This is a genomic window from Tissierella sp. P1 (assembly GCF_002266425.1).
Taxonomy (GTDB): Bacteria; Bacillota; Clostridia; order Tissierellales; family Tissierellaceae; genus Tissierella; species Tissierella carlieri.
This window is the reverse complement of record NZ_NPMN01000054.1, coordinates 1-12,125: the sequence shown is the minus strand read 5'-3', so window position 1 is coordinate 12,125 and position 12,125 is coordinate 1. Positions and strand designations below refer to the sequence as shown.

The 12,125-nt window shown below is 30.4% G+C and carries 13 protein-coding genes and 1 pseudogene; 10 read left to right on the top strand and 4 right to left on the bottom strand.

The features are described 5' to 3' along the window. The 3 genes and pseudogenes from CIW83_RS21175 to CIW83_RS21165 form a co-directional block, all read right to left on the bottom strand. Positions 1-266 (bottom strand): annotated as a pseudogene (locus CIW83_RS21175) (DDE-type integrase/transposase/recombinase); the annotation flags it as partial. After that, positions 253-402 (bottom strand): transposase, encoded by a 150-nt coding sequence (locus CIW83_RS21170; RefSeq protein ID WP_094904417.1) that lies wholly within the window; start codon positions 400-402, stop codon positions 253-255. The gene CIW83_RS21170 and the pseudogene CIW83_RS21175, both read right to left, overlap by 14 nt. A 301-nt stretch (positions 403-703) precedes the next feature. After that, positions 704-1,294, bottom strand: a complete 591-nt coding sequence (locus tag CIW83_RS21165) for a Crp/Fnr family transcriptional regulator (RefSeq protein ID WP_158220207.1) — start codon at positions 1,292-1,294, stop codon at positions 704-706. A gap of 465 nt (positions 1,295-1,759) precedes the next feature. Here CIW83_RS21165 and CIW83_RS21160 point away from each other — a divergent pair, with 465 nt between their 5' ends. The 5 genes from CIW83_RS21160 to CIW83_RS21140 all read left to right on the top strand — a co-directional run bounded on the left by CIW83_RS21160 (position 1,760) and on the right by CIW83_RS21140 (position 5,497). Beyond that, positions 1,760-2,149: a hypothetical protein gene (locus CIW83_RS21160; RefSeq protein WP_158220206.1), complete on the top strand. Its 390-nt coding sequence runs from the start codon at positions 1,760-1,762 to the stop codon at positions 2,147-2,149. After that, on the top strand, positions 2,040-3,035 hold the full coding sequence (locus CIW83_RS21155) for an SLC13 family permease (protein WP_369819422.1): 996 nt from the start codon (positions 2,040-2,042) through the stop codon (positions 3,033-3,035). The genes CIW83_RS21160 and CIW83_RS21155 overlap by 110 nt, the downstream gene beginning before the upstream one ends. 162 nt (positions 3,036-3,197) lie before the next feature. Then, complete coding sequence (locus CIW83_RS21150; RefSeq protein WP_094904413.1) at positions 3,198-4,073, top strand: DUF6282 family protein; 876 nt, start codon at positions 3,198-3,200, stop codon at positions 4,071-4,073. 154 nt (positions 4,074-4,227) lie between these two features. After that, positions 4,228-4,611 (top strand): cupin domain-containing protein, encoded by a 384-nt coding sequence (locus CIW83_RS21145; RefSeq protein ID WP_094904412.1) that lies wholly within the window; start codon positions 4,228-4,230, stop codon positions 4,609-4,611. Positions 4,612-4,723: 112 nt separating this feature from the next. Then, a complete protein-coding gene (locus CIW83_RS21140) occupies positions 4,724-5,497 on the top strand; it encodes an HpcH/HpaI aldolase/citrate lyase family protein (RefSeq protein WP_094904411.1) in 774 nt (257 codons plus the stop codon). Positions 5,498-5,780: 283 nt separating this feature from the next. Here the strand turns inward: CIW83_RS21140 and CIW83_RS21135 are convergent, their stop codons facing one another. After that, positions 5,781-6,731, bottom strand: coding sequence for a YafY family protein (locus CIW83_RS21135; protein ID WP_094904410.1), 951 nt, complete (start codon positions 6,729-6,731; stop codon positions 5,781-5,783). Positions 6,732-6,848: 117 nt separating this feature from the next. On the opposite strand from CIW83_RS21135, the gene CIW83_RS21130 reads away from it, so the two are divergent. The 5 genes from CIW83_RS21130 to CIW83_RS21110 all read left to right on the top strand — a co-directional run bounded on the left by CIW83_RS21130 (position 6,849) and on the right by CIW83_RS21110 (position 11,281). Then, positions 6,849-7,373 carry a dihydrofolate reductase family protein gene (locus tag CIW83_RS21130; protein ID WP_094904409.1) on the top strand — a complete coding sequence of 175 codons (525 nt, stop codon included), beginning with the start codon at positions 6,849-6,851 and terminating at the stop codon, positions 7,371-7,373. Between the two features lie 474 nt (positions 7,374-7,847). Beyond that, positions 7,848-8,624, top strand: coding sequence for a nucleotidyltransferase domain-containing protein (locus CIW83_RS21125; RefSeq protein WP_158220205.1), 777 nt, complete (start codon positions 7,848-7,850; stop codon positions 8,622-8,624). 276 nt (positions 8,625-8,900) lie between these two features. Beyond that, positions 8,901-9,314, top strand: coding sequence for a RidA family protein (locus CIW83_RS21120; protein ID WP_094904407.1), 414 nt, complete (start codon positions 8,901-8,903; stop codon positions 9,312-9,314). Between the two features lie 535 nt (positions 9,315-9,849). Continuing rightward, a complete protein-coding gene (locus CIW83_RS21115) occupies positions 9,850-10,233 on the top strand; it encodes an Rrf2 family transcriptional regulator (protein WP_094904406.1) in 384 nt (127 codons plus the stop codon). 103 nt (positions 10,234-10,336) lie between these two features. Next, positions 10,337-11,281, top strand: coding sequence for a DMT family transporter (locus CIW83_RS21110; protein ID WP_094904405.1), 945 nt, complete (start codon positions 10,337-10,339; stop codon positions 11,279-11,281). Positions 11,282-12,125: the final 844 nt, after the last annotated feature.

Here is a 12,125-nt window from a genome sequence, read left to right as displayed (position 1 = left end):
GACATACTTTGTTCCATACCATAGATTTCCAATCGCTTTTTAAACCCATGGGATGTATATTGGTAGCCCCTATCACTATGAAGGAGTGGTCTTGCATTGGGATTAGATTTGATAGCTTTATCAAAGGTTTTAAATACTAAGGAATTATTATTGCTGTGTCCTATTTTATAAGCTATGATACTATTATCATAAAGGTCTAAAATTGCACTTAAGTATGCCTTTTGACCAATGCTGTATTTAAGTTCTGTTACATCAGTTAACCATTGTAAACTTCCAGTTATCATAAGTATTATAACTAATCTTAAATTTTCTACATGTATCTTCTATAGATATTTCAGATGATTCAATTTCCTTTAAAATAGTATACTTTTCTTCTTTAGTATATTTTGATCTTTTAGACATAAAAATGCTCCCCTCTTAGTATCAGATTTTTATTTTTTAAATCTGTCTACCATAAGGGGAGCATATCACGATCAACTTATGATCCATAGGCTTCGTCTTTTTTTATTTCAAAATTAAATCGAGAAAAATGAGAACAATGTCAAAATGTTTTATGTATGGGACATTACTGGGAGGGATAGAACAGCTAATGATGCTGGCACCTAATTTTCCGTAGAGAAGAAGTTGTATAGTAGTCATTAAAAATTATTTTAATTGTGAATGAGATATTTAATGATGCAGTTTTAGCAGCTGCATGAATAGATCAATTGTGTCTGTAAGAGCAAAGATTAATCAAATCATCCATATTTAAAATAGTAATACCATTTCGAGATGTACTTACAATACCTAGAGTACGTAATTTTTTCAAAGCACGAGCTACTTCCAATCGACTTTCACCAATGATTTCACCTACTTCTGCTTGATTAAGTTTGATCCCTTTTCCATGCAAATACTGAGTATAAATGTAAATGAAATTACAAGTTTTAATAAAGGCTGTATTGTAGCATAAGTTGATTGATTCAAACATAAAAAGGTTAGAATGGCGAATACAATAGTCAGTCATAGCCATATGAAAATCAGGATTTTCCAACATGGTTTTATGAAATACTTCTGGGATTATCCGAATAGCTAGCACGTCTGTGATAGCAGTTAAAACTAAAATATCCGATTCAATTTTATACTCATTGTCAGTTGGTCTACATAATGAATATGGAAAAATAGAATCCTTCCCATGGAAGCAAATCGTCTTTATAGCACCTTCCTGATGAGTAAGTGACAGCTTAAAAATCCCATTAATAATGTAATAGAGATATAAATCTGAATTATCTGCTGTGATCTCATACCCTTTTTTCAAAATACACTCTTCTCCCTTGCAACGTAATAATGATTCAAAGTCACCGAAATGGTTTTCGAAATAATAGGACGAAAATCTCATCTTTGAAACCTCCTCTTCAGATTTTATTTTTCTAGCGATACAAGCTTGAAAATATAGGATTTAAATAGATAGGTATCTAAAACACTCCAGCTTATGAAAAATATGATATCACCAGAAGGTTTTTTCGTCAAATAACATTTTTATATACTGTGTATCATTTGATATAGACATCATTTTTGATATTCACTATAATTGAGCCATAAAGTTACTTTATTACATCAAATAACTAAGAGGTTCGTGAAGATTAAAAGGACTAAAAGAAATGATAGTAGTTCTTTTATGCTTGACCGACTTTTAGCACCGGGTGCAAATAAAAATCCAGTATTTAGTATTTATTCGAGAAGAGTTGAAACTTAGGTACAAATTATGAGGAGTGATTTTCTTATGGCAGTTATTTCGTTATTAGCCTTAGTTGCCGCCATCGCCTTAGGTGTGGCTTTTGGCAAAAACATTGGTATTATTTCTCTTGCGACAGCAATGATACTAGGTTTTGCTGGTGGTGTCTCAAGTAATGATATCATCGCCGGATTTTCTACTAATTTATTTCTTAACATGACTGGAATGTTCTTCTTTTTCTCTATTGCACAGGCTAACGGTGCATTAGAACTACTTTCTAAAAAAGTGTTTAAAAAAAATTTCGGGGGCAACAAAGCTCTATCCCATCATGGTATATCTGGTATGTGTCGGTATCACCATTATCGATCCAGGGGGATTAACTGTATATACATGCATGACTCTGATTACGATGAGTATTGGAGCTCACATGGGATATAACCCCATTATGATTGGTATTATCACCATATATGCTGCAAACGCTGGCATTATGACGCCGGTAGGATTATTTGGGAACACAGCTAATCTTATAATTACTAATGCGGGATATTCAGACAACTCAATCTCAGTATTTTTAAATGGTATCATAATGCACACAGTTGGCTGCATTTTAGTTTATATACTGTATAGGGGATGGAGAATTAAGAGCAATGAAGGTAGAACGGCTTCGATAGAAAGTATATTTGAAGATATTATGCCCTTTAATAACAATCAAAAATTTACTTTGATAATGTTAGTTTTTATGATTTTGTGCATTATGCTATTAAAAACTCATGCTGGGCTTACAGCTCTTGTATTTAGTGTAATACTATTGCTAGCCAATTGTGCAGATGAAAAAGAAGCATTCGCAGGAACACCTTGGGAAACAATCTTTCTATGTGTTGGAATTGGATGTCTATTGAATGTATCTCAAATATTAGGAGGTTTAACATTAATGACTGATTTGTTTTCTTCTATGTCTAGCCGATGGACTGTAGCTCCGATTCTAGGATTTACTTCTTCAGTAATGTCTTTTTTCTCTTTGGCCATTGCTGGACCTATACCTACACTGATTTCTACAGTTGCACAGGTAAATGAAGGTATAGGTAATGTATTTCAGCCAATTGAACTAATTAGTTCAATTGTGAATGGTGGATATACTGCTACTATAAGTCCTTTGTCTATGGGAGGAGCTATGATTATGGCAACTTATGATCAGCTTTTTAAACCAGATGTAGAAGAGAAAAACCGGGTATTTAGGACATTATTCTCTACTGCTGTTATTATCTCTATTATAGCTGCATTACTTGCAAACGCTGGAATATACAAAGTTTTTACCAATATGTAAATTAACAAAAAAGAGATTGGTTTTATTACTGCTAACAAATAATTGTTGTTAAAATTATTTATAAAAATTATAATTTGGCATATGATTTACTTTAATATATGGAATCAAAACAAAATGCTTTTTAAAGGATTTATTGGAAAATTATAATTGGAGGAATTAATTATGGATAGGGAAATTTTGAAAGGAATAATTGATATGCATGTACATTGCGGCCCATCAGTAGCTAATAGACAGCTAGACGCTGCAGAAATGTTAAAGGAAGCAGAGGCAGCAGGATATGCTGGATTTTTAGTAAAAGATCATTATTTTCCAAGTATGCTGGGAACTAAAATGGTTGAAAAGCATTTTGGAAATGGCACTTGCAAGGTCTATGGAAGCATGTGTTTAAATAATTCAGTTGGCCTTTTTAATCTAAAAGCATTGGATACGGCAAGGCAAATGGATGCGAAGATCATATATTTTCCAACAGTATCAACTCAAAAACATATTGATGATCACAAAAATAGTTCATTTGTAGGTGGCGGAAAAACAACAGTTCCTGAGAAGCCAGTTTCATATGTTGATGAAGAAGGCAATATGGATTCTGCAGCTATTGAGTGTTTAAAGTATATGGCAGAATATGATATGGTACTTGGAACAGGTCACGGAACATTATGGGAAGTTGACTGTTTAGTTAAAAAAGCTGTAGAGTTAGGCGTTAAAAGGATATTAGTAAATCATCCACATTATAATGTAGGCGCTTCATATGAGGATATGAAAAGATGGGCAGATCTAGGGGCATATATTGAATTAAATGTATGTGTTTTTAAAGGCGGCTCAAAGATAGGGAATGTTGATGATATAGTAGCTAAAAAAATAATAGATACAGTAGGGGTTGAACGCATTATACTTGATACAGATTTAGGACAGGCTAATAATGGCTCACCTATAGAAGGAATGTTTAATTATATTAATTTATTGGAAAGAGAATTTGGCATTACAGAAGAACAGATTAATATTATGGCTAAGAAAAACCCTATAGAATTATTTAAACTTTAATAATTTTTATAGAGCTATTCCCCCATTATTATATGAGGATATGAGTATCAATTAGTGGATATTAAACAACATAAAATATATAAAAAGCAGCAAGGCAAAATAATTTAAATAATAATATATTAATAAATACAATAAAATTAATGGAGGTAGAGAAATGGCAAGAATAGAATCTGGCAATTGGAATAATTTACCGTGGCAAGAAGTAAGAGAAGGAATAACTAGAGTAGTTTTTGGAATGGGTGCAGATAATATTAATTGCACTATTAATAAAGTTGATAATGGAAATGAAGTAAGACCACATGCACATCCAGATAATGAACAAATTGCATTAGTTATAGAAGGTGAATGTGACTATTATGTCGATGGAACTCCATATAGACTGACACCTAGGTCATGGGTAACTGTACCTAAAGGTGTAGAACACTATATTCATGTTTATGATAGTCCTGTACCATGTATGCAAATAGATATTTTCTATCCATTAAGACCAGAATATAATGAATCATATAGTAAATTTTTAGAAGAAGAAAACAAATAACAGTCTTAATGTTGCTAGGATAACTATAAAATTAGTTCAGCAAATTGTTAAACGTAGTCTTTGTATATATGTAAATAATAAACGTAATGTTTTATTTGATAGGAGATATACTATGAAAATGCGTAATTTAGTGAAAGAAAAACTTGAAAAGAATGGATATGTACTAGGAGCATTTGTTGCGTCAGGTTCACCAACTAATGCTGAGATTTTGGGCATTAATAATCTTGATTTTATTCTGATTGATATGGAGCATGCACAGACCAATATGGAGACAATCGTTGACATGGTCAGAGCCTCTGAGTTATATGGAATGGCACCATTTGTTCGTGTTTACAATCCTGTTGACGGTCCAATGATGGCACGAATGCTAGATGTAGGGGTACATGGACTGATGATTCCTATGGTGGAAACTCCTGAGCATGCAAAATATATTATAGATAATGTTAAAATTGCTCCTCTTGGCAAGAGAGGCATAGGAGTGGGACGTGGTCCACGTTGGGGATGGTATGAGGATTATAACAGGGGAGAATGCAATGATAATACTTATACAATAATGCAATGCGAGACAAGAAAGGGAGTTGAAAATATTGAAGAAATATGCAAAACACCAGGTCTTGATTGCATTTTTATTGGAACAGCTGATTTATCACAAGATATGGGATGTCTTGGAGATATGAAAAATCCTGAATTTATAAATGCTATAGATAAAGTATTAAAAAGCTGCCAAAAACATAATATTATTGCAGGAATTGTTACGGGATCTGTAGAAGAGGCCTCGATGCGTATTAAACAAGGCTTTAAGTTAGTAACTATTATGAACGATCTTGGATTTTTTAGAAGTCAAAGTAAAAAACTAATTGATGCTGTTCGAGGGAGTATTTCATAATAGATATATTTAAGCAGCATTAATATAATTTTGTAGAATATGGATAATAGCTTTAAATTATTTTAATAGATAGGATTTTAAGAAAATATAATTGGTTTAATGTGTATAGTAGATTAATTAACTTAAAACTATATCTAGAGCTGAATGTGCCAGATGGTGACTGGTCATTCAGCTTTTTAATCCGCAGTTACTCTGCGTGGAAGAGTTAAAATTTTATTGTGATAAATTGGGGCTTACAAAATTTTCTGTTGGTCTGACACAGGATGTTAAGCGTTGATTTTAATTATTTATATAGCTGAATAATTTCAGCAGCTTTTGCTTTAATTTCATTAACTGCTTCAACAGGCTGTATGATTCTTATATTTTTTCCATACGTAAAAGCAAATTCAATGCCTTGCCAAATATCCTCAAAAACTATATCTAAGTAAATTTTATTGTCCCTTACAAATTCTTTGCTTATAGTGATAAATTTTCTTTCCTTTATATGATTTATAATTGAGGGGTTAACCATAAAAGTAAATGTATATTTAGGAATTCGAGATTTATAATTGCTAGTAGATGATTTCCAATAAACTTCTAAGTTAAAATCCATTGGTCTATCGAAGTGTTCGTTTGTCAAAAGAGCACTTTCTATGGAGCTTACCTTATATATTTTAATTATTTCAGCATCTATTGAAATCAAATACCAGATGCCTCTTTTACATACCAATCCCAGTGGATTTAGGATTACTTCTTTTGTTTCGTCTGTTTTTCGATATACTATCTTGATTATATTGCTATTCCAAATAGCATTTTGTAATAAAGAAAGAATATCTTTATCTATAATCGCAGGATTCTCATTCCAAGTATGCATATCTATATAGATATAGTTTTGAATGTTCTCAACTTCTTTAATTTGATTTGGAGCAGAACCTCCTAAAAGTTTAAGTATTGTAGAGTATTTGAGTTTTTCAAAACCTAAGTCCTCTAAAACCTTGTCACCAGTTGGAATAAATAAAGAGTAAATTTCGTCATTATTTATTCCACTTAAAGAAGTTTTGTAATTTCCTAATAATTTTATCCCTCCATTTGTTCCTCTATCAGCGAATATAGGTACCCCAGCACTGCTTAAAGCTTCGATATCTCTATAAATAGTTCTGATAGAAACCTCTAACTTTTGAGCCAATTCATTAGCTGTTAGTTTTTTATACATTTGCAATAACATTAATATAGAAATTAGTCTATCTGCTCTCATAATATCTCCTTTCCAATATGACATAGGATGTCAACTATTATAAATTATAATGTATTTAATATCAAGTAATAGTAATTATATTAATATAGTATTAGTCAACTAAAAGGAGGAACTATGATGAATAGAAAAATTATAATGAATTTGGCAATGAGTATTGACGGCTTTATTGCTGATGAAAATGGTGGTTTTGATTGGATCGTTGGTGATGGAAATAACGGACTTAATACTGAAAAGCAATGGGATTATAATAAATTCTTAGATAGAATTGATACTGTTGTTATGGGGAAAAACTGCTATGACCAAAAATTTTACGAGGAGTTTAAAGAAAAAACCGTATTTGTCGCTACTTCTAAATCTCTGGATGATTATGAAAATATTAATTTTATTAATGGTGATATTTGCAAAGTTATTCTTGATGAAAAGAAAAAAGAGGGCAAAGATATTTTCTTATTTGGCGGTGGAATTCTTATAGATAGCTTTATCAAAGCAGACATAATTGATGAATTTATTGTAGGTATTATCCCAACTGTTTTAGGAAAAGGCAGACCATTGTTTTTGGGAAATAATCCTACTGTAAAATTAAAGCTTGAAGAATATTATATTGATAATGGAGTTACAGTCCTGTGTTATAAAAGGCATTGATTCCTAGTCGAAATAATTTAATATCTATTTGATTGGACTGGAATTGCGTAATTATTATTATGAGCATATCCTTTATTGTACTGCAAGTAGAGTTAAACAAAAAATCCAAAGGCACTGGGATAATAAGATCTTGGTGCTTTTGTTCTTTGTATTATGAATACCACCTACTATGTGCAACATCATAAACCTAAGGAAATCCTATATAACATTTACTGTTTATAAGGTTTCCCTAGGTTTATATATAAGTTAAAATAAAGTTAGGGATGGTTATATAGTTAAAAGTTATAAGAAAAAGTTTAAGAAAATAGTTAAAGTGATTAATTGGGATGTGACGAAAAATATGCACGTTTGGATTACTCAAAAAGTTTAATTAGGAAAAGAAAAATCCTGATGGAAGATATTATCTTATACACGCTTTCTAAGAGTGGTGTATGATATACTTAATAAAATACAAATAAGAAGGGAATGATATTCGTGAATTTTCCAACTAAAATTGGTGTAGATTCAGACGGATATATACTAAATCAAACATCTAAAAATAAAATAAATTCTACTTATCTCCTTTTATTAAATCAGCTAACTGAGATATTAAAACAGTGTATAGATGATAAGCTACATAGTATATATGTATATGGTAGTGTAGGAAGGGGAGAAGAAGTTCCAGGTAAATCAGATATTGATTTATCTATAATATTAACATCACCACTTACATCTACTGAAATAGAAATACTAAATAAGGAAAAAATAAAATTTATAAATGCTAATTATCATATTGTACCAAAAGTAGATTTTGATATTGGAATATTGGACGAGGTATTAAAAAAAGATAATCTATATTATTGGGGGTTTTGGATAAAACACATATGTACTTGTATTTATGGAGAGGATTTATCTGTCCATTTTTCTAGAATGAAACCTAATACTAATATATGTAAATCTTTAAATCAAGATATTGTTGATACGCTTAAAAGTTATAGGAAGCAAATAGTTGAAGGAGATTTTGATGATGGTATATTGATAACAGTTCTAAAGCGTATTATCAGAGCTGCATATTGTCTTGTATCAGCGGAAGATGAAAGCTGGTCGATAAATATTCAAGAAAATTTAGTTATACTCAATCATTATTTTCCAAAAGAAGAATCTTTTAAAAAAATTATGTTGATACTTAGGGGTGAAAAAAAGTTGATACATACAGAGATATTAGAGTATATCGATTATTTTACTATTTGGTTTAACCAATATATTGTATGATTAAGTACGTCACTCAACTTCTCTTTAAATACATTTGAGGAGGAGTTATAAATTAATTGAATTTATAATCGGCTTAGTTTATAATGTAAGGAACTGATATACTAAATATAAGGAGTAGGTAGAGATGAAAAAGAGAATCCTAAGATTTTTATCTTTCGGAATTGGATATTCTACTGCTATTTTTTTCTGAATTGGCTTGAGAAAGAGATAAGTTACCTAAAATTTTCTCAAGCTAATTAAAATAGTAGTTAATTTATATCGAAAGAAGGTAATTTAATGAAAAATAATAAATCTAAAGATAATAATAGAATAGAAAGAATAAATCCGGTGGGAGTTCCAGAGCCAGTTGGTAGGTATAGTCATATTACCAAAATACCAAGAGATTCTGAAATTTATGTTTTTTCAGGTCAAGTAGGAGTAGATTTTGAAGGAAATGTTTCTTCAAATCTTAATGAGCAAGTAATCAATACTTTCTCTAATATATCCAGCTTATTATCTAGTCAAGATCTAAATCCAGATAATGTTATAAAGGTAAATATTTGGGCTACTGAACAAATAGATTGGGATTTCTTTGACTCTAAGTGGGATGAACTTTTCGGTGATAATTCACCGTCTATGACTATTGCATATATAAACGAATTAGGATTGCCTGAATTAAAAATCGAAATAGAAATATGGGCTGCAAAGTAATTACTATACTTATTTTATTATAAGAAAATAAATAAACTAGGTTATTTGAATTAAGCAAAACTTATCTTTTTTATATAAATTTTAGGGCTTAAGTCAACAGAGCAATCTAAGCATTAGATTGCTCTTTATAATTTTTTACATTCTAGTAAAATCTTGAAGATACAACTTTGTATTAAATTTAGACTTAGAGCACATTTAATATGCAGGATAAGCTTTACTCGTAAATGATTTAAAAACATCGTACTTTAACCGCAGGTTTATACTTATGGTTTTTATTTCTAAAGATAGTCTGTCGCTCTTGGTTCTGGGGGAAGTCTTATTTGCTGTATTCCAGATAAAGAAATTGTTGCTGCAATAGCTTCTAAAATTATCACCAGACCAAAAATAGAAAGTTGAATTATTTTCTCATGTATCTAAAATTTTATAAGGGGGTACAGTAATTATAATAAAGTAAATAAAAAAACTATTGACAAGGTTACATTATTAAGGTTATCATAGATATATAAAGTCTCTTATTGGAGGTGATTTATACGTTATGAAGTATTCAAAAGCTACAAATTATGCCCTTCACACCATGCTTTTTCTTGCAATGGATACGCCAAATAAACTTGTTGGTGTACAGGAGTTAGCAGAAAAACAAAAAGTTTCTCCAACTTATTTGTCCAAAATATTGACCAAGTTAGTTAAGGAGGGAATGATTAATTCTTCTTCAGGTGTCAACGGAGGTTATTCTCTTAGTCAAAATTGGGAAGATATTTCATTCTTAGATATAATACATGCTATTGAAGGTAAATCATCTTTATTTGATTGCTGTTTAGAATCTCATTCAGAATGTGTTATAAAAAAAGTAATGCTTTCGGCAGAAGAAAAAATGGAGGAAGAGTTAAGGAATCAAAAAATATCAGATCTTGTTAAGTAAATATCTGTGGATTTATAATCCACTCTTATTTTTTAACAAATTGTAGATATAAAGAGTCTCTTAAGTCTTTCATTGCAAATTTAAAATAAAAGGAGGAAAATTTGTGCAAATTATACTTTATTTAATTATGGGAATAATTATCGGAATGTTTTTCCCTATTCAGGCATCTATAAGTGCTCGTTTAAGCTCTTATTCGAAAACACCTTTAACAGCTTCACTTATTGCATTTTCTTTAGGAACAGTGATACTACTGATTATAAATTTAATAGTAGATCCTGCAGGAATTACTATTGGGATTGATTTTTCCTACCCATTGTATGTTTTTGTCGGTGGAGCAATAACTGGTGTCGGTTTTAATCTGGCTAATATAATTCTTTTTTCAAAACTTGGTGCTTCAGTTACGACGCTAGTAACTGTAACTGGGCAAATGATTGTAGGAATTCTAATCGATCACTTTGGATGGTTTGGTGTACCAGCTAATTCTATTAGCATTACTACAGCACTCGGGGTCGTTATTATGATTTTTGCCATTTCTTTGGCTCAAACTAAAAAGAAAAAAGACTCAGCTATAATGTCAAAAGGAAAAAAGAAGGATAGTAAAATCACTTGGATAACTTTAGGTATTTTAGCAGGATTTTTACCACCATTGCAAACGGCTATTAATGGAGAACTTCGTGTTGCAACGGGCTCTCTTTTAGGGGCTACCTTTATTTCTTTTTTTGTTGGCACGATTATTTTGATTACTTTGATATTGATTACTCAACGTCACCTAGAGTTTCCTATGTATGACACTCAAAAAAATCGTATTCCTATTTGGGTGTATATGGGTGGGATATTTGGCATATTTATTCTAACAGGAAACATTGTCTTGTTACCTGTACTTGGATCGGTTCTAACTACCATGATTTTTCTATTGGGACAAATGATTATGGCATTAACAATCGATCAGTTTGGAATGTTTAATTTACAGAAAAGAAAGATTGATAGTAGAAGAATTGCTACTTTAGTATTGATGGTTATTGGAATCGTATTTGTTAAGTTCCTGTAATCTTATATGTCAGATTAAGCATCAATTTAATATATTTGAAGAATTACCAAGTTATGCTAGTTTGCTAGTCTTCTCTTGTTTGGGTTGTATATAGTATACTCAAATTGGATGCAGATAACATGAAGTTGATGACTTAGGATTAGAATTAATGAAATACTCAATATGGCTTTAAATAAATATCTGTTGACAATAAGAAGATTAGATTATATTATATATTTAACTAAAATTCTAATTATATAGAAAGGAGATTTAATCAGATGATTATAATTGTTCTTAACTAAACTATTAAAATTAAATAGTTAGAAATGCTTTAGAAGTTCTATGATAGAACTTTGTTTAATTATGCATTTTAAGAACAATATCATATATAAAACTCTTTTACATAAAAATAGAATAGCTACAAATGAATATATAAGAATATATATGCTAAGTATATATTGCGGTATTAAATTTGATTTGAATATAATAAAAGATATTTATGTAAATAAAATCCTCGTGGATGATATTGTTTTCATCTATGGGGATTTATTTTTTATGTAAGGAGGAATGCCTATGTTATTGGAGGGGCTAGATACTCTACATTTATAGAGATTAAATGGGTAAAGACGTAGAAGGTATTAAAAGTGGTGAAAAAAATAATATTAAAAATAAAAGAGACTTTATCTAAAAGATATTAATTATTATTTGTAGATGAACCTACAGATAATGTAGATATAAGCAAAATAAGCTAAATGGTAAATAAATTAAAAAATATAGAGGAGATGAGATATATGAATAAATTTGGCCCAAACCCAAACAGTATTTACCCTAATGAAAACATAAAAAATATTTGTTATATAAGAAA

Bases quoted from the DNA above. Each gene is read 5' to 3' on its own strand.
- CIW83_RS21115 (WP_094904406.1), top strand. From the start codon at position 9,850: ATGAAGTATTCAAAAGCTACAAATTATGCCCTTCACACCATGCTTTTT.
- CIW83_RS21170 (WP_094904417.1), bottom strand. From the start codon at position 402: ATGTCTAAAAGATCAAAATATACTAAAGAAGAAAAGTATACTATTTTA.
- CIW83_RS21150 (WP_094904413.1), top strand. From the start codon at position 3,198: ATGGATAGGGAAATTTTGAAAGGAATAATTGATATGCATGTACATTGC.
- CIW83_RS21145 (WP_094904412.1), top strand. From the start codon at position 4,228: ATGGCAAGAATAGAATCTGGCAATTGGAATAATTTACCGTGGCAAGAA.
- CIW83_RS21160 (WP_158220206.1), top strand. From the start codon at position 1,760: ATGGCAGTTATTTCGTTATTAGCCTTAGTTGCCGCCATCGCCTTAGGT.
- CIW83_RS21135 (WP_094904410.1), bottom strand. From the start codon at position 6,731: ATGAGAGCAGATAGACTAATTTCTATATTAATGTTATTGCAAATGTAT.
- CIW83_RS21120 (WP_094904407.1), top strand. From the start codon at position 8,901: ATGAAAAATAATAAATCTAAAGATAATAATAGAATAGAAAGAATAAAT.
- CIW83_RS21140 (WP_094904411.1), top strand. From the start codon at position 4,724: ATGAAAATGCGTAATTTAGTGAAAGAAAAACTTGAAAAGAATGGATAT.
- CIW83_RS21130 (WP_094904409.1), top strand. From the start codon at position 6,849: ATGAATAGAAAAATTATAATGAATTTGGCAATGAGTATTGACGGCTTT.
- CIW83_RS21155 (WP_369819422.1), top strand. From the start codon at position 2,040: ATGGTATATCTGGTATGTGTCGGTATCACCATTATCGATCCAGGGGGA.